21 protein-coding genes and 1 pseudogene are annotated in these 26,156 nt (G+C 57.1%); 9 read left to right on the forward strand and 13 right to left on the reverse strand.

Features of this window, described 5'->3' with window-relative positions; genetic code table 11:
* Position 1: 1 nt before the first annotated feature.
* On the reverse strand, positions 2-1,315 hold the full coding sequence (locus tag ACZ89R_RS03655; protein ID WP_429546670.1) for an HlyD family type I secretion periplasmic adaptor subunit: 1,314 nt from the start codon (positions 1,313-1,315) through the stop codon (positions 2-4).
* Positions 1,296-3,077, reverse strand: coding sequence for a type I secretion system permease/ATPase (locus ACZ89R_RS03660; protein ID WP_123494912.1), 1,782 nt, complete (start codon positions 3,075-3,077; stop codon positions 1,296-1,298). Before ACZ89R_RS03660 ends, ACZ89R_RS03655 begins: the two co-directional genes overlap by 20 nt.
* Here ACZ89R_RS03660 and ACZ89R_RS03665 point away from each other — a divergent pair.
* Positions 2,977-3,225: a hypothetical protein gene (locus tag ACZ89R_RS03665; RefSeq protein WP_429378250.1), complete on the forward strand. Its 249-nt coding sequence runs from the start codon at positions 2,977-2,979 to the stop codon at positions 3,223-3,225. The two genes, ACZ89R_RS03660 and ACZ89R_RS03665, sit on opposite strands and share 101 nt — an antisense overlap.
* A 260-nt stretch (positions 3,226-3,485) precedes the next feature.
* Here ACZ89R_RS03665 and ACZ89R_RS03670 read toward each other — a convergent pair whose 3' ends face one another.
* Entirely contained in the window at positions 3,486-4,889 is a 1,404-nt protein-coding gene (locus ACZ89R_RS03670) for an MFS transporter (RefSeq protein WP_429546669.1), read from the reverse strand.
* 520 nt (positions 4,890-5,409) lie between these two features.
* A complete protein-coding gene (locus tag ACZ89R_RS03675) occupies positions 5,410-5,673 on the reverse strand; it encodes a DUF2798 domain-containing protein (RefSeq protein WP_429546668.1) in 264 nt (87 codons plus the stop codon).
* Between the two features lie 128 nt (positions 5,674-5,801).
* Between ACZ89R_RS03675 and ACZ89R_RS03680 the strand changes: the two genes are divergently transcribed.
* A complete protein-coding gene (locus tag ACZ89R_RS03680) occupies positions 5,802-6,728 on the forward strand; it encodes a LysR family transcriptional regulator (RefSeq protein ID WP_429546667.1) in 927 nt (308 codons plus the stop codon).
* Positions 6,729-6,855: 127 nt separating this feature from the next.
* On the opposite strand, the pseudogene ACZ89R_RS03685 reads toward ACZ89R_RS03680, so the two are convergent.
* A pseudogene (locus ACZ89R_RS03685) lies at positions 6,856-7,880 on the reverse strand (AraC family transcriptional regulator).
* A gap of 131 nt (positions 7,881-8,011) precedes the next feature.
* On the opposite strand from ACZ89R_RS03685, the gene ACZ89R_RS03690 reads away from it, so the two are divergent.
* From ACZ89R_RS03690 to ACZ89R_RS03700, 3 genes are read left to right on the forward strand one after another with little or no spacing between them, the layout of a single operon-like run.
* Positions 8,012-9,196 carry an acetyl-CoA C-acyltransferase family protein gene (locus ACZ89R_RS03690; protein ID WP_095631998.1) on the forward strand — a complete coding sequence of 395 codons (1,185 nt, stop codon included), beginning with the start codon at positions 8,012-8,014 and terminating at the stop codon, positions 9,194-9,196.
* Positions 9,197-9,209: 13 nt separating this feature from the next.
* Positions 9,210-10,061, forward strand: a complete 852-nt coding sequence (locus ACZ89R_RS03695) for a 3-hydroxybutyryl-CoA dehydrogenase (protein WP_429546666.1) — start codon at positions 9,210-9,212, stop codon at positions 10,059-10,061.
* A complete protein-coding gene (locus ACZ89R_RS03700) occupies positions 10,048-10,701 on the forward strand; it encodes a TetR/AcrR family transcriptional regulator (protein WP_123494919.1) in 654 nt (217 codons plus the stop codon). The genes ACZ89R_RS03695 and ACZ89R_RS03700 overlap by 14 nt, the downstream gene beginning before the upstream one ends.
* A gap of 121 nt (positions 10,702-10,822) precedes the next feature.
* Here the strand turns inward: ACZ89R_RS03700 and ACZ89R_RS03705 are convergent, their stop codons facing one another.
* From ACZ89R_RS03705 to gabP, 4 genes are all read right to left on the reverse strand, one after another.
* Positions 10,823-12,058, reverse strand: a complete 1,236-nt coding sequence (locus ACZ89R_RS03705; protein ID WP_033036557.1) for a saccharopine dehydrogenase family protein — start codon at positions 12,056-12,058, stop codon at positions 10,823-10,825.
* Between the two features lie 27 nt (positions 12,059-12,085).
* Complete coding sequence (gene nspC, locus ACZ89R_RS03710) at positions 12,086-13,183, reverse strand: carboxynorspermidine decarboxylase (protein ID WP_429546665.1); 1,098 nt, start codon at positions 13,181-13,183, stop codon at positions 12,086-12,088.
* Positions 13,184-13,422: 239 nt separating this feature from the next.
* Positions 13,423-14,514 (reverse strand): choline metabolism transcriptional regulator GbdR, encoded by a 1,092-nt coding sequence (gene gbdR, locus ACZ89R_RS03715; protein WP_429546664.1) that lies wholly within the window; start codon positions 14,512-14,514, stop codon positions 13,423-13,425.
* 112 nt (positions 14,515-14,626) lie between these two features.
* The gene (gene gabP / locus ACZ89R_RS03720) at positions 14,627-16,033 is read right to left on the reverse strand and encodes a GABA permease (protein ID WP_429546663.1); all 1,407 of its coding nucleotides are present in this window, start codon (positions 16,031-16,033) and stop codon (positions 14,627-14,629) included.
* 430 nt (positions 16,034-16,463) lie between these two features.
* Here gabP and ACZ89R_RS03725 point away from each other — a divergent pair, with 430 nt between their 5' ends.
* Entirely contained in the window at positions 16,464-17,153 is a 690-nt protein-coding gene (locus tag ACZ89R_RS03725; protein WP_429546662.1) for an SOS response-associated peptidase family protein, read from the forward strand.
* A gap of 303 nt (positions 17,154-17,456) precedes the next feature.
* Here ACZ89R_RS03725 and ACZ89R_RS03730 read toward each other — a convergent pair whose 3' ends face one another.
* A complete protein-coding gene (locus tag ACZ89R_RS03730; protein WP_429546661.1) occupies positions 17,457-17,987 on the reverse strand; it encodes a DUF2867 domain-containing protein in 531 nt (176 codons plus the stop codon).
* 397 nt (positions 17,988-18,384) lie between these two features.
* Positions 18,385-19,023, reverse strand: coding sequence for a DJ-1/PfpI family protein (locus ACZ89R_RS03735; RefSeq protein ID WP_429546660.1), 639 nt, complete (start codon positions 19,021-19,023; stop codon positions 18,385-18,387).
* 126 nt (positions 19,024-19,149) lie between these two features.
* On the opposite strand from ACZ89R_RS03735, the gene ACZ89R_RS03740 reads away from it, so the two are divergent.
* The 3 genes from ACZ89R_RS03740 to ACZ89R_RS03750 all read left to right on the forward strand — a co-directional run bounded on the left by ACZ89R_RS03740 (position 19,150) and on the right by ACZ89R_RS03750 (position 21,174).
* Entirely contained in the window at positions 19,150-19,704 is a 555-nt protein-coding gene (locus ACZ89R_RS03740; RefSeq protein ID WP_429546659.1) for a TetR/AcrR family transcriptional regulator, read from the forward strand.
* 591 nt (positions 19,705-20,295) lie between these two features.
* Positions 20,296-20,727, forward strand: coding sequence for a hypothetical protein (locus ACZ89R_RS03745; RefSeq protein WP_429546658.1), 432 nt, complete (start codon positions 20,296-20,298; stop codon positions 20,725-20,727).
* A 45-nt stretch (positions 20,728-20,772) separates the two neighbouring features.
* Positions 20,773-21,174, forward strand: coding sequence for a GFA family protein (locus ACZ89R_RS03750; protein ID WP_429546657.1), 402 nt, complete (start codon positions 20,773-20,775; stop codon positions 21,172-21,174).
* A gap of 570 nt (positions 21,175-21,744) precedes the next feature.
* Here the strand turns inward: ACZ89R_RS03750 and acs are convergent.
* Both acs and ACZ89R_RS03760 read right to left on the reverse strand, forming a co-directional pair.
* Positions 21,745-23,700, reverse strand: a complete 1,956-nt coding sequence (gene acs, locus ACZ89R_RS03755; RefSeq protein ID WP_429546656.1) for an acetate--CoA ligase — start codon at positions 23,698-23,700, stop codon at positions 21,745-21,747.
* An 80-nt stretch (positions 23,701-23,780) separates the two neighbouring features.
* Positions 23,781-25,904 carry a TonB-dependent siderophore receptor gene (locus ACZ89R_RS03760; protein WP_429546655.1) on the reverse strand — a complete coding sequence of 708 codons (2,124 nt, stop codon included), beginning with the start codon at positions 25,902-25,904 and terminating at the stop codon, positions 23,781-23,783.
* Between the last annotated feature and the right edge of the window lie 252 nt (positions 25,905-26,156).

Genomic DNA, 26,156 nt, shown 5'->3' on the forward strand with positions numbered 1-26,156 from the left:
GTTATTCCTCGATCATCGATTGAGCCATGGCATCGCGAGCCGGCTGCATCAAGTACTGCAACAACGTGCGTTGCCCGGTGATGATTAATACGTCCGCCGGCATCCCCGGCAACAACTTGCGCTCACCCAAGGTGCGCACGCCCTCCTCGGTTACCCGCACCCGCGCCAGGTAATAGGCCGTCCCGGCCTTTTCGTTGACCAGCCGGTCAGCCGATACGCTACTGACCACGCCTTCGATCACCGGCGTGGTCGAGCTATTGAACGCGCCGAAACGGATATCGGCACGCTTGCCGATGGCGACACGATCAATATCCACTGGTGCTACCTGGGCCTCTATGACCAGCTCGGAAACCGATGGAACGATATCCAGCAGCGGCGTTGCCGGGCTCACCACACCACCAACGGTGTGCACGGTCATGCCAATCACCATGCCTGCGTCGGGTGCGCGGATGACGATACGACTGAGCCGGTCTTCCAGGGACGAGGTCTTCTCTTGCAGGTCGTACATCCGGGTCTGAACCTCGGCCAGCTCCTTGACCACCTCGGTATTGAAATCCTTGTCGATTTGCAGAATCTGCAGCTGTGTTTCGTTGATCTGCAGACGGGTCTTGTTAATAGCGGACCGGTGATCAGCCACCTCCGACCTGAGCATCCCCAGCTTGCGTTCCTGATCCAGCAGACGTTGTTTGTCAACGAACCCTTGCTTGAGCAGGTCGGTCAATTCAACGATTTCACCGCTGTAGGATTTCTCCAGATGAACCTTGGCAGCAATCATCGACTCCAGTCCCTTGATCTGTTGACTCAACTGGCCAATGCGCTCGCGCAACACCGAGATCTGACCCAGCCGCGAGCCCTGCCGGGCGTTGAATACCTGGGTCTCGCCCTGGCGCGCCTCCACTCCGCGCAGACTGTCTGGATCGGCTATCTCGCCAAAGCTGATCGCCGACAGTGTGTCGCGCTCGGCCCTGAGTCTTGCCTCCATGGCTCTGGTTGCGACCAACTGACCTCGGCTTATCTCGTATTCGAAGCGCAACTGGGCATCATCAAGAATGATCAGCGGATCACCACGTTTGACGATGTCACCGTCATGGACCAGTACCTCTTTGACGATGCCGCCTTCAGGATGCTGGACCGTTTTGCGGTAAGTCTGCACGGTGACCACCCCCGGCGCGAAAGCGGCACCGTCCAGGGGCGCGAGCGCCGCCCAGGTGCCGAACAGGCCGAAGGTCACCCCGATAATACCAATGCCCAGGCGGCGTGCTTTACGATCAGATATCGGCAGGCCGGCGAAGCTTTCAATTTGACGACTGGGCATCGTAGGGTTCATCGGCATCGCCCTTGCTGGTTTTGACCGAAGCCATGGTGGCGCCTGCCGACATGGCGTGCTTTTGTGCCTGCTGTTTCTGCGCGAGTTCGGCGAGCACTTGCTCGCGTGGCCCGTAGAGACTGATAGCCCCTGCGTTCATCACCATGAGCCGGTCCAGTTGCGACACGATGTTGGTTCGGTGGGTAATGACAAACAGGGTCGCGCCGCTCTGTTTGATCTGCTGGATGGCTGCCACCAGGGCGCGATCGCCGACTTCGTCAAGGTTGGAGTTGGGCTCGTCGAGAATAATCAGGCGCGGGCTGCCATACAGGGCGCGGGCCAGTCCAATGCGCTGGCGCTGCCCTCCGGACAGCGTGAGGCCCTCACTGCCAATGACGGTGTCGTAGCCATCGGGCAACTGCAAAATCATTTCGTGAACGCCAGCGGTCCTGGCAGCCTGAATGACTTTTACCGAGTCGACCTCGGCGAAGCGGGCAATGTTCTCGCTGATGCTGCCTTCGAACAGCTCAATGTCCTGGGGCAAGTAACCTATATACGGTCCAAGTTCATCTTTATCCCACGCGCTGATGTCCGCGCCATCGAGCCGGACCACGCCATGCAGCGGTGCCCATACCCCCATCAACGCCCTGGCCAGGGTCGATTTGCCCGCGGCACTGGGACCGATGATGCCGACAACGCAGCCGGCAGGTACGTTGAAACTCATGTTGTTGATGATCGGGGTTCTCGAACCAGGTGCCGCAACCACCAGATTCTCTACCTGCACGTGCCCCTGAGGCGCAGGCAATGACATACGCTCGGGCTGAGCCTGTTGTTTGTCGAGGATGTCGTTGAGACGGCCGTATTGCGAGCGAGCCGCAATAAAGCCTCTCCAACTGCCGATGATCAGATCGATGGGGGCCAATGCACGCCCTAGCAGCACGGCCCCGGCAAACACCAAGCCTGCCCCCACTTGATGATCCACGGCCAGGTACGCCCCCAGCCCCAGGATCAATGATTGCACCAGGATCCGGAACGTCCTGGACAGCGTGCTGACGATGGCACCTCTATCGCTGGCTTGGGCCTGTAGCAACAGAACATTTCTTTGCCGATGCCCCCAACGATCCATCAGGGTTTCAAGCATGCCCATGGACTCGATGACTTCAGCGTTGCGCAGATTTTTCGTGGTGTAGAGCGTCGCGCCGATATGTTCCTTGTTCGCCTGAGCCAGCGTCGGCCCCGTCAGCCTCTCATTGATAAACGCGAGCAATAACAACAGCAGTGCACTGCCCGTCGCTACCCAGCCAAACCAGGGGTGAAACATGAACATCACAGCGATGTAGATAGGCAACCAGGGCGCATCGAAAAAGGCGAACAAACCATTACCGGAGAGAAACTGTCTCAAACCTGTCAGGTCGTTGAGCGACTGGGCCGAGGCATCCATACCACCGCTGTCCAGCGCCCGTTTGAAACTGGCCTTATAGACCTGGCGACTCAGCAACACATCCAGTCGGGTACTGACCCGAACCATGATGCGCGAACGGATCCATTCCAGGGAGCCGAGCGTGATGATCAGCCCGGTCATGATCAGCGTCAGCATTGCCAGGGTTGTCAGGCTTCCGCTGGCCATCACTCGCCCATACACCTGAAGCATATAGAAGGTGGGCACGAGCATGAGCGCGTTGATGAAAAAGCTGAAAAAACCAACAGAAATAAAGCTATCTCTACAGGCTTTCAACGCATTTTTCAGGCTGTTTTCAGGTGTGCTTCGCATTGAAACCCCTGCTCGCAAAAACCATCTTCTGGAGCTTAGATCATGCCGAACGACTGTGTGTAGCAATCGGCCGGAGCGCCTCCCCCTTGCAGCGACCCGGCGGCGAGGAGCGCAAGGTATCTGCGACGAGGGACAGGATGCGCCATGACGAGCTGTCGCCCTTATCACGGGCTGGAGAGAGGTTTCTGGGGCAGGTTATTGACCAAATAGCGGATTGCCAGGCAAGCGCGTCGTGCGCCCTCCTTCGCTTATGGCAATCCGATAGTCGGCACCGACAGGCCGGACTTCGTCGACCCGATCAACCTGTTCACATGAGTGGCGCAGGCTCAGAGGAAGGCGGTCAAGTCACGCACTGCGACAAAATGCGTCGCAGTGCGTATCCCTCGCTGGCTGACGGGTGCCAGCCGTTTACAGATCGGTGATTTCCTTATGGCGTGGTACCAGCGCCTTCATGACGCTCCATGCCACCAGATAGGCCAAGGCGCAGATGGCAAACATGATCATGTAGCCGGTATGAATATCGCCGATCAGTTTGTAGTGATCGATCACCCAACCGCCGATTTTGGTCATCACTACGCCGCCCAAGCCACCTGCCAAACCGCCGATACCGACCACCGAAGCGATGGATTTTTGCGGAAACATGTCAGACACCGTGGTGAAAATGTTGCACGACCATGCCTGGTGCGCCGACGCGCCCACGCCAATCAGCAGCACCGGCACCCAGAAACTGATGTAACCCAATGGCTGCGCCAGTAACACCAGCAACGGAAAGAATGCGATCACCAGCATGGCTTTCATGCGACCGTCATACGGCGCGTCGCCGCGTGACATGAAATAGCTGGGGAACCAGCCGCCGCCGATACTGCCGATCATGGTCATGCTGTACAGCACGGCCAGCGGCATCACGATGGCCTGGCCTTTCATGCCGTATTGCGCCGACAAATAGGTGGGAAGCCAAAACAGGAAGAACCACCACACGCCGTCGGTCATGAATTTACCGAAAGCAAAAGCCCACGTCTGGCGGTAGGTCAGCAATTTGAACCAGGATACTTTTTTGTCGGCAACACCCGGTACCGGGCGAGTGACCGCCTGCACGACCTGGTCGCTGCGGATGTAGGCCAGTTCCTGCGCCGAGAGGCGTTTTTGCTGCTCCGGCTTCTCGTACAGCGCAATCCATACGCCCACCCAAACGAAGCCCAACATACCGATCACGATGAAAGCCGCTTCCCAGCCCCACAGACCGGCGATCAGCGGCACGCAGATCGGCGCCAGGATCGCGCCCACATTGGCACCGGAATTGAAAATGCCGGTGGCAAAGGAACGCTCTTTCTTCGGGAAGTACTCTGCGGTGGCCTTGATTGCGATCGGGAAGTTGCCCGCTTCGCCTATCGCCAGCACGGCGCGCGACACCATGAAGCCTGCGATCGAAACCGGAATCATCGCAATGCCGAGCGTACTGCTCACGGCACCTATCCCCTCACCCATCGGCTCCGCAAAGGCGTGCATGACCGCGCCGGTCGACCAGATGCAGATCGCTACCACATAGGCGGTCTTGGTGCCGATCTTGTCGACCACGCGACCGGCGAACAGCATGGAAATCGCGTACACAAACTGGAAAACAGAGGCGATGTTGGCGTAATCGCTATTGCTCCAGCCAAATTGCGTCGATAGATCCGGCGCCAACAGGCTCAATACCTGGCGGTCGAGGTAATTGACGGTAGTGGCAAAGAACAACAGCGCGCAGATAGTCCAGCGATAGTTGCCGACGGCCTGGCCGATTCGCTGAGCGTTGATGGGCTCGTTCAGATTCATGGCATCACTTTATTGTTGGATTAGGGTGATGAAGTCTCGGTTTTAAGCGAGATCAATGGGTCGTAGAGCATCGCCACAATGCGATGGGTCCGCGCCAAGGCCATTCAGACTTCTGGGTGTTTGCGATTAACTGGTGCAACGATGCACGTGCAATCGGAGTGCTGCGCGCAGATGCCGGCAGCCAGGATTGCATTTTTGGAAGGGGCGTTTAGGGAGGTGGGAAAACAGGCTGAGTTCATGATAGGGGCCGACACTTTTTTATTGTTAAGGGTTGAGCAGCCGATTTATCGTCTGTCGTCGTACAACTTGGCTTTTTATATCGATACCCCTACCCCGCTGTCAATCTGAAAAATGGCCGTCTGTCTCAAAGAGACACCGGCCAATATCAGGATTAAATCAAGAGAACCAGGGGAACGCTGGCCGATGGACCTTCAATTTCCCGGTATGACGGCAAGGTACCGGGTTCAACCATAGTCATACGATCACTTGCGCTCAACCTCCTTATGGCAGTGACTTTCCCTCAGTGCCCCTGCACGGTCCACGCTACAAGTCGGGCAACCAATGGGCGCACGACGAGCACGCAGATGAATGCCGAAGGCATTGCCACCCGGTACGCATTCATCACATTTTCCATGTAATGTTCACCTATTCCGAATTCCGTTAGGGTAATGACGAGACACATGAGAAACGCCATGATCGTTGCCATGTAAAGAGCAAAGACGTAAGGCGTGGCATGTTTAGGCAAGCGAAAACGCACGGTATTTTTAGCTGTTCTGTCGGACATCGATTTAAGCCTTGTCAATCTTGAGTGGCGAAAGAGCGGCTAACCTAGCAAGCTGCCAAACGCGCCGGTAGACGCGTTGCGCTTGAATCTTTCTTAAGCAACATCAACGAATCGAGTATGAGGGCCCGATGGATATTCTTGGTTTGATCAATACCTATATCCGTGTGGTAGAAAACGGCAGCATCGCGGCGGCGGCCCGTGCCCAAGGCATGAGCGCCGCAGCGGTCAGCCAGAGCATCACGCGACTCGAAGCCCACTTGGGCGTGCGCCTGCTCTCTCGTACAACCCGAAGTATGGCGCTCACCGAAAGCGGCACTCGCTATTTCGAGAAAGTGCGTCACATCCCGGGCGATATCGATCTGGCCTCGCAAGCTGCCACGGTCGCCACCACACCGCAGGGGCCGCTTTGCATCGCCACCACCGCGGCATTTGGTCGGCATGTACTCGCGCCATTAATGCCCGCGTTCAAGGACGCCTATCCGCGCATCGACATCGAACTGATCAATACGGATCGCAGCGTTGATCATCGGCTGGAGGGCGTCGACGTCAGTATCCGCATCGAAGCGCAGCTGAACGATCAGCTCATTGTCCGGCGAATCGCTTCGTTTCCTTTCGTTTTCTGCGCGGCGCCCGCGTATCTCGACCGCGCGGGCATACCGACAACACCTGAGGAACTGAAGCAACACACTTGCCTTGTCTTTCGCTATCCAACTGATGGTCGTTTTCTGCCCTGGACATTTGTACTCAACGGCAGCCGCTTCGAGGCCAAAGTCAACCCGGGCTTCATCTGCGATGACATCGACACTATCGCGCAGATTGCTGTAAACGGCGGCGGGATCGCACGTCTGGCGAGCTTTATCGCTCAGCCACTGATAGACAGCGGCCGACTTCTACCGTTGTTCGAGCCGGGCAGTCGCAACGCAGCTTGCGCGGAGCCTGAGCCGATGCATATCTATGCCTGCGTCACCGAGCGATCGGCTTTGAATGCAAAGGTGCGCGCGTTCATCGACTTTCTTGAACGAGCGATGCAAAGCCAATCGCATGTTCTCGCCTGAGCGCTCTTCCCTTGCGCCGCTCGGCACTAAAAAACAGGACTTTGAAAGCTGACCTCTTGATAGGCATGCTACAAGCCCTGAGCACATCGATTAAGATCAAAAATCCGCATGGACTGCTGAGCGCAGTTCATGAATCAGTTGCCTCCGATGCCTGAAACCGCGCCCGATACCGTCCCGGGCTCTCCCCTGTCCACTTCTTGAACGCACGATGAAACGCGCTCGGCTCCTGAAACCCCAACTGCTCGGCAATATCGCTGATGCTCGCCTTGCTCTGGCGCAACCGTTCAAACGCCACCGCGCGCCGCACTTCATCCTTGATCTCCTGATACGAACAGCCTTCACGTCCCAGTTTGCGGCGAAAGGTGCTGGGGCTCAGGTGCTGTTCCAGGGCGAAGGCTTGTAAGGTCGGCCATTCGCTGTAATGACTGTGGCGCAGACGCTGATGAACCTGCGAGGTCAGCCCATGCTGGTTGCGGAAGCGGATCACCAGCCATTGCGGTGCGGTGCGTAAAAACACTTTCAGCGAAGCAAGGTCTTGAATCACCGGCAGGCGCAGGTAGTGACTGGCAAACTCGATTTCAGTGCGTTCGGTGCCAAAGGTCAGGTTGGGCCCCCAGAGCATGGCATCATCACGCAGCGACAAACGCTGATGACGAAAGTCCGCACGATCGATCGGAATGCGCCGCCCACCCAGCCAGCACAGCAGGCTGATCATCAACACCAGAAACGTTTCTTCGCCCAACCGACTGACCTCGCTGTTCTGCGCACGGGTCTGCAAGCTGATGACCGCACGCTTGCCACGCACGCTCAACGTGCCGCGAAAATCACTCAGGAACAGGGCGAAATTGGCCAGGCACTGACGCATGGCTTTTTCCAGCGTTGGCTCCTGAATCAATGCCCGACAGATCAAGGCAAAACTGCCCGGCGGCATTCCATGGGAGTCCAACTGGAAAAATTCGTCGTTCAACTCTCGAATCTGCACCAGCCACAACGCGGCGAAAGCCGTGGCCGGCACCCGTGCCGTCGGCTGGTCCATCAGTGCGGATCAATTCCCACTTGTTCAAGCACTGACCGCAGACGCTGCGGTTCTTCACGTAGTGCATGGATCATGGGGTACATGAAGTAAACCGCCACCGAATCCGTTTCCCGCATTTGAATGCCTCTCTCGTCACATCTGAATATGGCAAAAAACGCCATCACCCTTGAACAGTTTTGGCATAGGCCAGTGGCGCTGCTGATTCTAGACTCGTGCCCAACAAAAAAGACCTATTCAGAGAGCCAACATGAACCATTCCGATATTTTTGTAGTGAGCGCCGTCCGTTCTGCCATCGGCAGTTTTGGCGGTTCACTCAAGGATGTGCCGCCTATTCAGTTGGCAACCGACGTTTGCCGCGCCGCCATCGAACGTTCAGGCCTGGCGCCCGAGCACATCGGCCATGCCGTGATGGGACATGTGATCCCGACCGAGGCACGCGATGCCTACATCTCCCGCGCCGTAGCGATCAATGCCGGCCTGACGAAAGAGACGCCTGCCTTCAACGTCAACCGCCTGTGCGGTTCGGGTTTGCAGGCGATTGTCAGTGCCGCGCAAAGTTTGATGCTGGGGGATGCGGGCGCTGCACTGGCAGGCGGCGTCGAGTCCATGAGCCGAGGCGCGTACTTGTTGCCGCAGGCGCGCTGGGGCGCACGCATGGGCGACATGCAGGCCATCGACTACATGCTTGGGGTACTGCAAGACCCGTTTGCCGGTTTCCACATGGGTATCACCGCTGAAAATATCGCCGAGCACTATGGCATCACGCGTCAGGCCCAGGATGAATTGGCGCTGCTCAGCCAGCAGCGTGCTGCCCGGGCGATTGCCGAAGGGCGTTTTGCCGGGCAGATCGTGCCGATCGAAATTGAAACCCGCAAAGGAACGGTTACGTTTGCGACGGATGAGCATGTGCGGGCCGAGGTCAATGCCGAGCAATTGAGCCGTATGAAACCCGCCTTCAAAAAGGACGGTAGCGTCACCGCCGGCAACGCGTCCGGCCTCAATGATGGTGCCGGCGCACTGATCATGGCCACGGGCCAGACTGTTCAGGAACAAGGCCTCAAGCCTATGGCCCGACTGGTCGGTTATGCCCACGCAGGCGTTGAACCGTCGATGATGGGACTGGGACCGATTCCCGCCACCCGCCTGGTGCTCAAGCGCGCCGGCCTGACCGTTGCCGACCTTGATGTGATCGAGTCCAACGAAGCCTTCGCGGCCCAAGCCTGTGCCGTAGCGCAAGAACTGGGCTTCGATCCACAGAAGGTCAACCCCAACGGTTCGGGCATCTCGCTGGGCCATCCGGTGGGCGCCACTGGCGCGATCATCGCCACCAAAGCGATTCACGAACTGCATCGCTGCCAAGGCCGTTATGCCCTGGCGACCATGTGCATCGGCGGCGGCCAAGGCATCGCCGTGTTGTTCGAGCGGGTTTGATAAGGACATGCGCATGAATCTTCAGAACATTGGCGTCATCGGCGCCGGCACCATGGGCAATGGCATCGCGCAAGTCTGCGCCCTGGCCGGTTTCAACGTGACTTTGATCGACATTGCCGAGAGTGCCTTGCAAAAGGCAATTGTGACCGTCGATAAAAACCTTGATCGGCAGGTCGCCAAAAACACGCTGACGCCTGAGCAAAAGCTCGCTGCCCTCGACAAGATTCGCACCAGCACCGACTACAACAGCCTGCAAAACGTGCAACTGGTGATCGAAGCCGCCACCGAAAACCTCGACCTGAAACTGCGCTTGCTGCAACAAATCGCCGCGCAAGTCAGCGCTGACTGCGTGATCGCCTCCAACACGTCGTCGCTGTCCATTACCCAGCTCGCCGCCAGCGTGAGCCAGCCTGAACGTTTCATCGGTCTGCACTTTTTCAATCCGGTGCCGGTGATGGGCCTGATCGAAGTGATTCGTGGCCTGCAAACCAGCGATGCCACCCACGCCCTGGCGCTGGACATGGCGACCACACTCGGTAAAACCGCGATCACCGCCGGCAACCGTCCGGGTTTCGTGGTCAACCGGATTCTGGTGCCGATGATCAATGAAGCGATCCTGGTGTTTCAGGAAGGCCTGGCCAGCGTCGACGACATCGATGCCGGCATGCGCCTGGGCTGCAATCAGCCGATCGGCCCGCTGGCGTTGGCGGACCTGATTGGCCTGGACACCGTGCTGGCAATCCTTGAAGCCTTCTATGACGGCTTCAACGACAGCAAATACCGCCCCGCTCCGCTGCTCAAGGAAATGGTCGCCGCCGGTTACCTGGGACGCAAAACGGGGCGTGGCTTCCATGCCTATGCCTGAGCGGTGCTCACGCTTCGCCGAATACCGGGACAAGGTGCTGGAGCTCTTTGCCAGCAAGGGTTTCGGTCAAGTCGGCATGCGTGAGCTCGCGACCTGCCTGGGGCTCGCTCCAGGCTCGCTGTATCACCATTACCCCAGCAAGCAGCACCTGCTGCTCGACCTGATTGAGGAGTTTTACGAAGAGCTGCTGGCCACTTTGGGGCGCATCGAACAAACGGCCCCGGCAAAACGCGACAGACTCAATCAATTGATTCGCGCGCACCTGAATCTACATCAGGAAATGCCCTGGCATTTTCGTCTGGTGGAGCGCGACAGCGGCTGCCTGAATGAAGAGCAGCAGCAACGGGTCCGGCAGCTGCGCGAGCAGTACGAACGCAAGTTGCTGCTGATACTGCGCATCCGCCCCCGGTTCAGTGAACAGGGCGTGTTGGCCGTCGGTCATGCCATTGCCGCCCTGCTCAACAGCGCGCCCAGTTGGCTGACGCACTATTCGCTGGATGAACAAGAGCGCGATAATCTGCTGGAAAACATGGTGAGTGGTGCCATCGAGCGATTACTGGCGCCAGGTGATAAGCCGCGCCTGGCCAGTGTGATCAAAAAACAGGACGTGTATCCACGGTCGCAAGAGCCCATGCAATAAAATCCCGCACCGGGATTGGCACAACAGATGACGCACAAACAAAAACGCCGCTCAATGAGCGGCGTTTTTGTGTTTGGAGCGAAAGACAAGATTCACCTGTATTTCGCACGCCTCAGGCGTTTCAGCTCCAGGGACGGTCTCCATTCTCGTCCTTGATGCGGGTCGGCAGACCCATCACATCCAGCGCCTTGAGGAACGGCTCGGCCGGTAGCTCCTCGACGTTGGCCATGCGTTGCACATCCCATTCGCCACGGGCGACCAACAGGGCGGCCGCCACAGGTGGCACGCCAGCGGTATAGGAAATGCCCTGGCTGTCGGTTTCGGCAAAGGCCTCTTCGTGGTCGGCGACGTTGTAGATGAACACTTCGCGCGGCTGGCCATCCTTGGTGCCTTTGACCAGGTCACCGATGCAGGTCTTGCCGGTGTAGCCGGGCGCCAGCGAGCTCGGATCAGGGAGCACGGCCTTGACCACTTTCAGCGGCACGACTTCCAGGCCTTCAGCGGTTTTGACCGGTTGCTCGGAGAGCAGGCCGAGGTTCTTGAGTACGGTGAACACATTGATGTAGTGCTCGCCAAAGCTCATCCAGAAACGCACGTTGGGCACGCCGAGGTTCTTGGACAGGGAGTGCACTTCATCGTGGCCGGTCAGGTACAGGTTCTGCGCCCCTACGACTGGCAGGTCATCGGTGCGTTTGACTTCGAACATCGTGTTGCTGGTCCACTGACTGTTCTGCCAGCTCCACACTTGTCCGGTGAATTCGCGGAAGTTGATTTCCGGATCGAAATTGGTGGCGAAATACTTGCCATGGGAACCGGCATTGACGTCGAGAATATCGATCGAATCAATACGGTCGAAATACTGTTGTTGCGCCAACGCTGCATAGGCGTTGACCACACCCGGGTCGAAGCCCACACCGAGGATGGCGGTGATGTTCTTCTCTTTGCATTCCTCGAGGTGCTTCCACTCGTAGTTGCCGTACCAGGGCGGCGTCTCGCAGATTTTGCCCGGTTCTTCGTGAATGGCGGTGTCCAGGTAGGCCACGCCGGTATCGATGCAGGCACGCAGCACCGACATGTTGAGGAAGGCAGAACCAACGTTGATGACGATCTGCGATCCGGTTTCGCGGATCAGCGCCTTGGTCGCCTCGACATCCATAGCGTTCAGCGAGAAGGCTTTGATGTCAGCGGGCTCTTTGAGGCTGCCCTTGGCCTTGACGCTATCGATGATGGCCTGGCATTTGGAGATGTTGCGCGACGCGATAGCAATACGACCGAGTTCATCGTTGTGCTGCGCGCACTTGTGGGCCACCACCTTGGCGACACCTCCTGCACCAATGATAAGCACGTTCTTCTTCAATTTTTCTCTCTCTCCTTCTCTGCCAGCTTACGAAAGGCTGGACATGTAGTCGTTGAAACCAAACTCACGAACCACCTCGACACTACCGTCGAGTTGTTTCACTACGATGGACGGCATTTTCAGGCCGTTGAACCAGTTCTTCTTGACCATGGTGTAACCCGCCGCGTCGACGAACGACAGCCGATCACCGATGGCCAAGGGACGATCAAATTGATACTCGCCGAAAATGTCGCCGGCCAGGCAGGATTTGCCGCACACCATGTAGGTGTGTTCGCCCGCGCTGGGCGCCAGCTTGGCATTCAGGCGATAGATCAGCAGATCGAGCATATGCGCCTCGATGGAGCTGTCCACGACGGCCAGGTGCTTGCCATTGTAGAGAGTGTCGAGCACGGTGACTTCCAGCGAGGCGCTCTGAGTAATGGCGGCTTCGCCCGGCTCCAGGTAGACCTGCACGCCGTATTTCTGCGAGAAGGCCTTGAGCCGCGCGCAGAACTCGTCGATCGCGTAGCCTTCACCGGTGAAGTGAATGCCGCCGCCCAGGCTGACCCAGTCGACCTTGTGCAGCAGATGGCCGAACCGCTCTTCGATGGTGCTCAACATTTGGTCGAACAGGCCGAAGTCGGCGTTCTCGCAGTTGTTGTGGAACATGAAACCCGAGATTTGCTCGATGACTTGCTCGATCTTCACCGGATCCCACTCACCCAGACGGCTGAACGGCCGCGCCGGATCGGCCAGCAGGTAATCCGAGCTGCTCACCTGCGGATTGACCCGCAGACCGCGCACCTTGCCGGCTGAAGCCTCGGCGTAGCGCTGCAGCTGGCCGATGGAGTTGAAGATGATCTTGTCGCAGTTGTCGAGCATCTCCTCGATCTCGTCGTCGGCCCAGGCCACGCTGTAGGCATGGGTCTCGCCAGCGAACTTCTGTCGACCGAGCTTGAGCTCGTAGAGCGACGACGACGTAGTGCCGTCCATGTATTGCTGCATCAGGTCGAACACCGACCAGGTGGCGAAGCACTTGAGTGCCAGCAGGGCCTTGGCCCCGGACTGTTCGCGCACATAAGCGATCTTCTGCATGTTCGCCAGCAGCTTTTGTTTGTCGATGAGGTAGTACGGCGTCTTGATCATTTCGAGGCCTCCGGCAAGGCCAGCCAAAAAAAGGATGCGCATTGTGCCTTCACTGGCAACTTATCGAAAGAGCAGAGAGCGCAGTTTGCCGAGCCGTCCTTGATTGGATCCAGAGAAACCAGCGTCAGCGGCAGCTCAAACGGCGGCTGCTTTCTCGAACACAATGCAGTACTTCATCGCTCGGGAAGTATCGACGCTATTTCGGTTTCAGATGCTGACTTTATTGCGTACCGGATCGTTCAGGGTTTCAGAATTTTGATACTGGCGAACGTTGATTCATCACGAGCCTGATCCAGCAAACTCATCGGCCTTGCCATTGGCAATGCCTGTACAACCGGCCTTGATGTCACTTGCGGTTGCGTTTGCGTCGCCAAGCGCTCATCGCTGGGTGGAATGCCGAAATACTCGCGATAGCACTTTGAAAAATGGGGTGTGGACACAAAGCCACACACCACCGACAACTCTACTATCGAAATCGGCGTTTGCTTGAGTAACTGACGAGCGCGGATCAGACGCAGCTTGAGGTAGTAGCGTGATGGGGAGGAATGCAGGTATTTCTGGAATAACCGCTCCAGCTGTCGACGGGACAAACTGACATAGTTCGCCAGTTCGTCGAGGTCGATCGGCTCTTCCAGATTGGCCTCCATCAAGGCGACGATTTCCTGCAATTTCGGTTGGTGGGTACCGAGCATGTGTTTAAGGGGCACGCGTTGATGATCTTGTTCGTTGCGGATTCGCTCATAGACGAACATGTCGGAGATGGCCGCTGACAGTTCATGACCATGATCGCGACTGATCAGGTGCAGCATCATGTCCATTGGCGCGGTGCCACCGGAGCTGGTGAAGCGGTCTCGGTCAAGGGTGAATAGACTGGAGCTGAGGTTCACTCGCGGAAAAGCTTCCTGCATGGCCGCCAGAAACTCCCAGTGCACGCTGCAATCGAAGCCATCGAGCAAGCCTGCCTGGGCCAAGGCCCAACTCCCTGTGCACACGCCCCCTATCCGCTTCGCGCGCCGCGCCTGGGCTCGCAACCAGGTAACGTGCTCCCGGGTCACCGCGCTTTGAATGCCAATGCCACCGCAGACGATCACGGTATCCAGTATCGGTGCGTTATTGATCGCCGCATCCGGAGTGATCGGCATGCCATCGCTCGCCCACACCCGCTCGCCCCCCAAGCTGAAGGTGTGCCAGCGGTACAGCTCTTGTCCGGTCAACTGATTGGCCATTCGCAGAGGCTCAATGGCAGATGCCAAAGAGATCAGCGTGAACTGGTCCAGCAGCAAAAAACCAATGGTTTGCAGAGGAATGGCCTTGGAGTTGTTGTATGCCATCGATGTTTTTCTCGCAGTGAGCGGCAATGGCCCGTGGTGCTGGCGGCGTTAACCGCCCCGCCACTGCTGGCGCACTGAAAAGATCGCAAGCAGGTTTATGCTGATATAGCTGCTATGCACTTTCCGCCGACACTGCACTGCGCGGCTGCCCATGCTGACGCGCGGTCACAAGGCCGATAAAGGAAATCACCAGCGCCAGACCGATGGTCGAAGAAACTTCCATACGGTGCTCGGGCGTCACCATCATCACCGCCAACGCTGCGCAGATGAAGGCGATGACCAACCAGGTGAGCCAGGGGAACAACCACATTTTGAAGGTCAGCGTGACATTCTGCCGAAGCAGAATCTTGCGCATGCGCAGTTGCGACACTGCGATAACCAGGTACACCAGCAAGGCAATGGCGCCGGAGCTGGCGAGCAGAAACTGAAACAGTCCGGCGGGCATGAAGTAGCTGAACAAGGTCACGCCGGCTCCCAGTACGGTGCTGGCGATCACTGCAGCCCTCGGCACGCCACACGACGACGTCACCTTCAGCGGCTTCGGTGCATCACCGCGCTTGCCCAGAGAAAACAACATGCGCGAGGCAATATAGATCGACGAGTTCATGCAGCTGGCCACGGCAATCAACACCACCACATCTACCATTAACTTGGCGTGGGGAATGTTCATCAGCTCCAGCGCTCGCTGGTAAGAGCCCACCGACGCCAGCAACGGATCATTCCAGGGCACCACGGAAATGACCACGAAAATGGACAGCAGGTAGAACACCCCGATCCGCCAGATCACCGAGCGTGTGGCTTTGGCGATGTTCTGCGCCGGGTTGCTGGATTCGGCAGCGGCAATGGTCACCGCTTCTGTACCGATGAAGCTGAACATGATGGTGATGAATGCCCCGACAACCGCAGACAAACCGTTGGGCGCGAAACCGCCATGTTCCTCCATGAGTCGACTCAACCCGCTGGCTTCGCGCTCAGGAATCCAACCCATCAACACCGCAAAACCAAGACCGATAAAGCCGATGATCGCCACGACCTTGGCCATCGCAAACCAGAATTCGAACTCGCCGTATTTGGACACGCTGAACAGGTTAGTGACGACCAACAGGATGATCGACGTCAAGGCAAACAACCAGGTATCGATCTGCGGGAACCATTGGTTCAATACATGCCCGGCCGCGAGCGCCTCGATGGGTATCACCAGCACCCAGAACCACCAATAGAGCCAGCCGATGGTGAAGCCAGCCCAACGCCCGATTGCCTGGTCGGCGTAGGTAGAGAAAGATCCGGTGTCCGGGTTGGCAACCGCCATTTCGCCCAGCATGCGCATGACCAGAACGACCAAAAGGCCGGAAAACAGATAAGCCAGCAATACCGCCGGCCCCGCCGCAGCGATGGCATGTCCGGAGCCAACAAACAAACCTGCGCCGATAATCCCCGCGATGGAAAGCATTGTGACGTGACGCGGCTTGAAACCCTGCGCCAACTGACCGTTCGAATCTCTGGAGTTCAGGTTATTCATTGTTTTTTTTTGTTCTCTGGTGATCGACGTTAGGCGTACTGACTGAGGGTCAGGCGATCATCATTTTTCCCTGTTGCCGCGTCTCGAACGCGGCGCACCTCAACGCTCCGGAGTTTCTAAATCAAGCATCACAGCCGCACCCGACCATGAAGTGACGCGCCACCTTACGCGTCTTGACTTGGAAGCCAGTAGCCCGAGTGCGCCACTTACGAGTCTGATTTCGACACGCGTTGCGCGTATCGCGTGTGGTGCATTACCCGAAAAAAAGAGACCGAAGCTGGCCATTGCCACTCAGCAATATAGGAATCGGCCTATGGCTCAGTGCGCGCCACACCCCAAACCGATGTTCGGGTCGACACTGAGACAAGGTTTCCTCATCAAGCCGCCAGCTTCTGGACTACGCTGAAAACACAACCGGAGGCTTCCAACTATGTGCGGACGTCTTTCCCAGTACCGAGGCATTCATGACTTTGTCGCGGCGCTCAACATTCCAAACGCATTGATCAACTATGCAGGAGACCAGCCTTTAGAGCTCTACAACGTCGCTCCATCCGCTCAGCTCGCCCTCTTCCACCAGGAAGGTCAGTTTATGCGAGCCGACAGGGTGCGCTGGGGATGGCGGCCACGCTGGGCAATGGAGCATGCCGCGCCGATCAAGGTCCGAGTAGACGGAGTTGCCCATAATCCATTCTTCAGAACGATATGGCCGCATCGGGCGATCATCGCGATCGACAACTGGTTTGAATGGGTGGACGAAGGTGGAGCGAAAACACAGCCTTATCTGATCCGGCGCAAGGATCGCGCTCCAATCTTCTGCACCGCGATAGGCCAGTACCCCACCGCCGAGCATGCACCGGAAGCGCATGACGGCTTCGTGTTCATCAGCGCCGACAGCAAGGGCGGCGTGGTGGATATACACGACTGGCAGCCAGTAACGCTCAATCCCGAACTGTCGCGGGAATGGCTGAGCCCAGCAACCTCGGAAAAGCGCGCGGAGCAAATAATGCTATTACAGTGGGAACCGCCGGAGGCTTTCGAGTGGTTCAAGGTCGACCGCGCTATCGGTAATATCCGCAATCAGCAAAGCGGCCTGATCAATCCCAGTGATCCGCTTATCTGAGTTCCTGCTGTTTATAGAAGTAGCAGTGTTGGAAGCTAAATCAGCTCATCCAACGCGCCATGCTCGCCGCAGCCAAAGTGGTAAGACGACCTAACAAAAACACCGCAAAATCAGCCATCAACTACATCCTCCATCTTTCTTTAAGGAAGCTCAGATCAACTTGTACGGTGCCTTGTCCGTCTTCCTTGCGTGGGCCATGAATCTTAGAGGCCTAACGTTTGACATGAGAGACTTGGCCAGGCTTGCCAGAACAGCCTTTCGATGGAAGGGTTAGACCTCAGGGTGCACACAGCGCTCTCAGCCTCAGGGGCAGGTAGCCAGAGGCCAACCGACGCGCGCTGCACGAAGGAGACTGGCCTTAACGACCAAGCGGTGAAATGGGGCAATAACGAAGATGTACGCCCGGCCTAGACGGTTGTGGCACTGGACCACGGTTGAAAAAACGAGTTGGCGACTGCCTTCTGGCTCAGCCTCTCCCGAACATAGGATCGATATCCGGAAGTCGAGGTGCTTGTCGTCCTCTCCCAACACGATTTCAGTCTGGTTCGTGCTGTAGACCTTGAAGATTCCAATCCGATTAGCAAGTGATGCCAAATGTTTGGCTGTCTTGAGACCAAAACAGACAACGATAGTGTCTCGAACTTTCATGAGCCATCCGATCCAGGATGGCTGGTGGGAAAGGATGAATCGAGCTAGCAAATCTGGGTTGCTAGATGTGCCCGCAGGGAGCCGAATCGCAAAAGCGTCCGCTAGGTTCATCGACTTGTAAAGGTGGGTGATGCCGGACCTCGAAGGGACTGGCACGGACATAATGAGCTCAAATTCTCGGGGCATCGGGGATCTCTCCTGAGTTCTAACTACTAATTAGACGACATGCCATGTCGCGTTTCTTGTTGCGATGGTTTGTCGTATAACGCTCCTTGTCGCCCTGTAAGTGCTTGTCTAGCTTGGAAGCGACGGTTACCGACTTTCAAGCCGGACAGGGACAACCGCGCTCACTGCTCATTCCCAAGCAGACGAGGTATCTGCATAGTGGAGGAATCTCGCTGTACAAGCGGCTTTTTCCATTATTGCGGTACGCCTGCTTAGGCTATCAGGTACGTATTCAAGTGTGGGGTTCACGGCGACTTCAGGTTCCAGGCGCAGTAGCGCACCAGGAGCGGAGCTCGCATGGGTCGTGGCAATGTGCCGTCCGGATAATCAATGTCCACGCCTTGATGAGGTCCAGAACCTAGCTGAGCACGCATGGATTAACTGGATGTTGTTGAGCGCCAACTTCTCCTTGTCGGATACTGAGCCCGATCAAGGCATCATAGACTTCTTGCTGCCCAGCTGGCAGAACAGGGAGCAACGTTGCACGGCGCTTGACGACATCGAACCAGGATTCAACCAGCCATCCCACCAGATAGAGCGCCGAAAGGCATCCGCCAGCGGTTGCAACGTTCCCCTGGCATACAAGAGGCTGGTTCATGGACTCAAGTCCCAGAGCCTGCAAGCCCGATCGTGCATCCGGGTGTGTAGTTGCTTGGCCGCTGAGCAGCCCAAGCCGTTCGAGAATGAAAGCTCCGGCGCATATGGAACCGATTCGCTGGCGTCTGGAGTCAAGTTCAAACGACGGCAGGAAATCTGGGGCGGCAAGTGCAGCGGGTATCCCTTCCTTGCCGCTGACGAACAATACCGCGTCGGCACTATTGGCCTCGGAAAGCGGACCGTGCACCGAAACAGGCAGGCCGTGCGCCGATCGCACGATAGAGCTGGAACCCAATATTCGGACGTGCCAGTCTTCAGTGTTGCGGCCTAAAATGTCCCACATCAGGAATAGGTCGATATCAGTGAATTGGTCGAAAGCAACCAGGACGATTTTCTTCAAGGCGAGCTCCATGAAAAGTGCTGGCGTGCAAAACGCAACGGCCATCTTTGCTGGTGTTCGCAGCGTATCAATCGGTTGCGCACCATACACAGTCTGTATGGCGCTAAATATGGGGCGAAATAACTGGTGAGAAAACTAACTCGTAACCATTGGATCGCGGCTGGTTTTGAGGCCCTCGACCAAATAGGGCATGTTGGCGTTTCGGCCGAGAGTCTATCGCGCCGATTGAATGTGACCCGCGGATCGTTCTATCACCATTTCCGCAATCGCGAAGACTTTGTCCGCACCTTGCTGGCCGCTTGGGAAGAAGACTACACGGAGCGCATGCTCGCTTATGCGGCGCAGGGTCGTAGCGCGGGCGAAACCTTGAAACGCTACTTGAGTATCGCCGCTGAGAAACAACCTGGACGGGAAGTTTCCATCCGAGCCTGGTCGCTGCACGATCCGTTGGTAGGCGAGTTTCAGCAGCGTGTTGACACAACACGACTGGACTTCGCGATACGGACGTGCCGCCGCTTGGTCCATATGCCAGGCGAAGCAGAAGTGATTGGTCAGGTGGCCCATCTGTGCCTGATTGGTGGTCAACAGGCAGGGCTGCGGCGTGATGCCGCTCGCTTCAACAGTTTCCTGCATCGAGCCTTTTCACTTTTCGAAGGAGCTCTTCCACCGTGGCGGGCCTAAGTCATGAGCTAAAAATTGGGTGACTGAATAAATAGAGGTCGCGTGCCACTGCAAATGTGTTTGGGGGCGGGACGTCGCTACCCATCTGCAGCCGACGAAGACATCGACTACGCGTACCGGATTGGTATCACTGACTAGTCGTCGAGGCGGAATCATAGCAATGTCTCGCAGACTTGCCTTGACCCGCTGCGCCCGAAACGCATTCTGCATAGGACAGATATCTATCCATCACTTGCCATAATTTTCAAAGCTATGAAGATTATGAATGGTGATAGCAAAACCAATGCCCCAAACGCACAGACCAATCCAAACCAGAAGCTACTTTTTCCAGTGAAGCGTCCGAGCGTAACGGTCTTAAGCATCCAGAACCCCACCCAATATCATATGGTGTTGAACACAAAATCGATGAGCAGGTTCATAGCATTACCGTATGCCGCCTTGTTTGAATAGTTATAGTCGGTCTGTTGCAAATCTGATCTCATCGTTTTTACACACTCTGGGCCAGAAGCGGACACTGTCTAGGCACACAGTGCAGTAGTAGCGATGTACCCACGCCACGGAGATAAGGCAAAAATTCTTAAGGAGAAGGTCATGTCAGATAAAGATCCTCTCGATCGGCAAGGACGAGAAATCCCTGGACCAATGGGCCAGGACGTTACTCCCGTTAGGTTGAGAATGCGCCAGATCCTTCTTATCGCGTGCCTTGCATATCTGGCAATTCTTGTCGGCGCCTTTTTGGCCCTTATGCTGCTGCCAACCTTTGGGGAAGTGGGCCATCTTGAGCATGGCTGCTATCGAACAGATGCGTTGCTGCCCTACGTGGAATGCCGAGGTTTTTTTGCTTGGCCGCTTGCAAAAGTTGCACTTAATCTTCCCTATCAGGTGGTGTTTGTACCAATGTTTGCGGTGCACGCCGCTTTTGAGTTTGAACCGCGTCCATTCTTGTTGCTCATGAGCCTTGGTGTCCTGCTTTGGCTGCCCCTCATCTATTTGGGCTGGCGTGGAGTCAGTCGACTGTCTTAATAGAGATGGTTAAGCTGGTGTGTTTTCACTTTCACTGGTGGGCGCATGACAGAGGTACACCAAGGAAGCTGCCTATGCGCAGCATTCAGATACGAGTTGCTCACTCCACCAAAAGCAGTGAGTCATTGTCATTGCAGCCAGTGTCGCAAAGGTCACGCAGCAGCATTCGCTTCGTACGGCAGCGTTCCCCGCAACGCGCTACGGATACTTGGCGGCGCCACCAGTATCAAAACCTATGCTTCCTCAGAGGCGGTGTTACGCGAGTTCTGCGCGCACTGTGGTTCGACGTTATTCTGGTCACGATCTCAAGGCGAATTTTCCGACTGGGTTTCGATAGCATTGGGCACGCTCGACACGCCCTTCATGCCTCAAAAACAAAAACATGTTTATGTCGACGCCGCAGTCCACTGGTACACACCATCCAAATTATGTCCCCGCGTCGACTGACTGTTTCGGCTCGTTTTTCAGCCGGTCGCGACAGGCAACAAACGGCCGATTCTATTGAACAAGTCCGGCTTGGTTTCCACGGCAGAAACGTACGCGCCTTAGATTGAAAACCTTGCTTTTAGCAGATCTCGGATTTCACGCAGCAGCGTGCAAAAGAGGTGTTTTCACCCATCAATATTCGAGCATTTTGGGCAAACCGACTTTTTCAACAGAATCGGCCAAAAGCGGTCCTTCGAATTACAGTCACAGCTGAGAATGAACGGCTTTGCTCGAACGAAAGACCAGGCAACTCGCCGCCACTAGCACCCACGCAGCAATACCGCCATACAGCATCACCCAGCCAAACCCGTGCGCCAAAGCGCCGCGCGCTTGCACCGGCGTCCCCCTGGACTTCTAACTTATTGCTGAGGCTGAATTAGCCTCGGCCGAACGGAGGAATCAATCCAATGCGCACCTTAGCCGCATTAAGAAAAGTGCCATTGCCCATTCAAGTCATGGCGTCTCAGTGACACGACGTCGAGCCAACATGCTTCAACTCCAACCGGTGGGGCATAGTTTAGATCTAAGTGATCAGGCAGCATTCATACTTCGATGCGTATTGACCAGACTCAGTACTACGTTAGGATCTGCAAGAGTGGAGATATCACCTAACTGGTCATATTCGGAGCTGGCAATCTTGCGCAGAATCCGCCGCATGATCTTGCCCGAACGGGTTTTCGGCAGCCCCGGCGCCCACTGAATCACATCCGGCGAAGCAATCGGACCAATTTCCTTGCGCACCCAGTTTTTCAACTCCAGGCGCAATTGCTCGCTCGGCTCTTCGCCAGCATTCAACGTGACATAGACATAAATGCCTTGGCCCTTGATGTCATGCGGCACACCAACCACCGCCGCTTCGGCGACTTTCGGGTGAGCGACCATCGCGCTTTCGATCTCGGCGGTGCCCATGCGGTGGCCGGATACGTTAAGCACGTCATCCACGCGACCGGTGATCCAGTAGTAACCGTCTGCGTCACGACGCGCACCGTCACCGGTGAAATACATGCCACGGAAGGTCTTGAAGTAGGTGTCGACGAAGCGATCATGGTCGCGATACAGCGTGCGCGCCTGGCCTGGCCACGAATCCAGAATCACCAGGTTGCCCTCGGCAACGCCTTCGATGATGTTGCCCAGGTTGTCCACCAGCGCCGGCACCACGCCGAAGAACGGCCGTGCCGCAGAGCCAGGTTTCAGGCCATGAGCGCCCGGTAACGGGCTCATCAGGGTCGCGCCGGTTTCGGTCTGCCACCAGGTATCGACGATCGGGCAACGGGATTGACCGACATTCTTGTAGTACCAATCCCACGCTTCCGGGTTAATCGGCTCCCCGACCGAACCCAACAGACGCAGGCTGCTGCCATCGGCGCCTTCTACAGCGGCGGTGCCCGACGCCATCATTGCGCGGATCGCGGTCGGTGCGGTGTAGAGGATGTTGACCTTGTGCTTGTCGACGATCTTCGCCACCCGGGTGATGTCCGGGTAGTTCGGCACGCCTTCGAACAGCAGCGTGGTCGCGCCGTTGGCCAGCGGGCCGTAGACGATATAAGTGTGGCCGGTGACCCAACCGACATCGGCGGTGCACCAGTAGATTTCGCCCGGACGGTAGTCGAATACACGCTCGTGGGTCATCGCCGCATACAGCAGGTAACCGCCAGTGGTGTGCTGCACGCCCTTCGGCTTGCCGGTGGAACCGGAGGTATAAAGGATGAACAGCGCTTCTTCGGCGCCCATCTCTTTCGGCGCGCACACACTGCCCGCCACTTTCATCAGGTCTTCGTACCAGATGTCGCGATGCTGGTTCCACTTGATGTTGCCACCGGTACGCTTGCACACGATGACTTTTTGGATGCTGCTGGTTTCCGGGTTGGTCAGCGCGTCGTCGACGTTGGTCTTCAGCGGAATTTTCTTGCCGGCACGAATGCCTTCGTCAGCGGTGATCACCACTTTCGAGCGGCAGTCGATGATGCGACCCGCCAGGGCTTCCGGCGAGAAACCGCCGAACACTACCGAGTGAATCGCGCCGATCCGGGTACAGGCCAGCATGGCGACCACGGCTTCGGGGATCATCGGCATATAGATCGTCACCACGTCGCCGCGGTGCACATCCTGGCCGCGCAAGGCGTTGGCGAACTTGCAGACTTGTTCGTGCAGCTCGCGGTAAGTGATGTTGCGGCTTTCGGCAGGGTCATCCCCTTCCCAAATGATCGCGATTTGATCGCCGCGCTCGGCCAGATGACGGTCGAGGCAGTTGTAGGAAACGTTCAGCGTGCCGTCGGCGAACCATTTGATGTCGACGTGGTGATCGTCGAAGGACGTCTGCTTCACCGTGGTGAAAGGCTTGATCCAGTCGAGGCGCTTGGCTTGTTCACGCCAGAAGCCGTCCGGGTTGACGACCGACTGCTGGTACATGGCCTTATAGGTGGCCTCGTCAGTCAGCGTGTTGGCTAGAACCTCGGGACGAACGGGATACAAAGAAGCCGCACTCATCTTTCTTACCTCGGTGGAATAGTCTTGTTTGTTGAATGTTTGCACTGAATAAAAGTGTTCAGTTAGCCGCAATACGGTGTTTAGAGGGTGTAGGAAATCCCGACCTGCACCGTTCTCGGCGCCCCCGGATAGGCGTATACGTTGCCGAAGGCGCCTTCCTCGTAATCCTCGTCACCCAGGTTCTTCACATCCAGGTTCAGCCTGATCTTCTCGTTGATCTTGTAGTAACTCAGCAGGTCGACAACGGTGTAGCTGCCCATCGAAAACGCCGTATTGGAGGTCTGCCCCGCACGTTCGTCGACGTATTTCACGCCCGCCCCAAGTCCCAGCCCTTTCAAAGCACCATCCTGAAACTCGTAGACATTGAGCAGGCTGAAGCTGTTCTGCGGGATGTTCAGCAGGCGCGTGCCGGACTTGATGACGTTGTCCTTGGTCACTTCGGCATCGACGTACGCGTAGCCACCGATCACCCGCCATTGCGGGGTCAGGTTGCCGGCGACGTTGAGGTCGAAGCCACGGCTGCGCACTTCACCGGCCGCGACGCTGGAGGTCGAGTCCACCGGGTCGGTCGTCAGCACGTTACGCTTTTCGATCTGGTAGATCGCCGCATCGACGCTGAGCTGGCTGTCCAGCGCTTCCCATTTGATACCCAGCTCCCAAGACTTGCCCTTCTCCGGCTCGAACCCACCACCCTCGCGGCTGGCGCCGATGTTGGGTTTGAACGAGCGCGCGGTATCGGCGTAGATCGCGACGGTGTCGGTCAGGTCATAGGTGAGGCCAAGGCGCGGAGTCACCGCGTTGTCACTGGCCTGCCAGCTTCTGCCGCCCGGGACGAAGGTTTGGTAGTCATGTTCGAAACGCTCGAAGCGTGCGCCGGCCAGCAGTTTCAGGCGCTCGGTCAATTCGACCTGATCCTGGATGAAGGCGGCGTAGGTCTTGAGGTTTTCCTTGTCGTCGGTCGGAGTGCGGGTCGGGGCCGGACGCGGCTGGCCATACACCGGATCGAAGATGTCGATCGGGTAGGCACTGACCGCGCCGCTGGAGCGCTGGATGATCGACTTGTAGTCGTAATCCTCGTACTCGACGCCGGTCAGCAGGGTGTGATCGAAACCGCCCCCGGTGAAATGCCCGGTGAGGTTGAGCTGGGTGTCCTTGTCCGTCCATTCCAGCTTGCGGTAGTTGAAGTTGCGGCCCAGGGTGCGGCCATCCGCAGCGGCACCGTTGCCTTCGACCGCATTGCCCTGGAGGGTGCCCTCGAACCACTGGAAGCCACCGCCCAGGGTCCAGTTATCACTAAGAATGTGCTCGAAACGCAGCTGCGCCATGTTGTTGTCGTTGTGCAATTTGCCGACGTCTTTTTCGCCCCAGAAGGTGTCGCGAGATGCGGTGCCAATCTGATTGGGGTAGCGGGTCAGGCCGCGATCCAGCGGGTGATTGTTGCGCATGAAATCGCCCTCGAAGATCACCTTGGTGTCGTCGGTGGCCTGCCAGCTCAGCACCGGCGTTACGCCGTAGCGCTCGGTTTCGACATGATCGCGGAAGGTGTCGCCGCCCTCGCCCACCACATTCAGGCGATAGGCCAGACGGCCTTCTTCGTCCAGCGGGCCACTGGCGTCCAGGGTTCCGCGCTGCATGCCCTGATCGTCGAGCTGGCTACCCAGAGTCACGGTGGATTGCGCCAATGGCTGCTTGGAGATGACGTTGAAAGTACCGCCCGGGTCGCCACGGCCATAGAGCATGGTCGCCGGCCCGCGCAGCACTTCGAGGCGTTCGATGGTGTTGGCATCGGGCATGTTCGGATAGCCGCGGTTGATCGGGAAACCATTGCGGTAGAACTCACCGGTGGTAAAACCGCGAACGGTAAAGGTGGTCAGTCCCTGGCCGCCGAAATTATTGGCCCGTCCCACGCCGCCGGCGTAATCGAGAGCGTCCTGCAATCGGGTGGCGCTGATGTCCTCGACCACATCCTTTGGCACTACCGTGATGGACTGCGGGGCTTCATGGATCGAGGTGTCGGTGCGGGTCGCGCTGGTCGAACGGGTCGCCCGGTAGCCTTGTACTGGACCTTGGGGCTGCTCATCAAACATGCCACTGATGTTGAGCGCTTGCAGCTCTAGAGCCCCGCCATTATAAGTTGCCTGTTCAGCCCATGTAAGTTGGAAGATAGCCTGAATCACACACGCAGATACGAGAGTTCGACGCATGAACATATCCTTTGAGAAGTTACCGGGCACACAAAGAGCCGGTTGGAATCAGGTGAATGCTATCAATTCCCATTCTTATCAGGTAACTTGTATATCAAATTAATCAAAAATTTAATGAACGTTAGTCAAATCATTAGAGGCAAACATGTGCCATCGAAAATACCTCGATCACTGTCTAATACTTCTAGGTAGGAGACGCATTAGATAGTCAAAAAAATCGCGCATACGCATCTCTTTAAGCGCGTAAGTGCT

The sequence above is a fragment of the Pseudomonas sp. TE3728 genome (assembly GCF_056279145.1).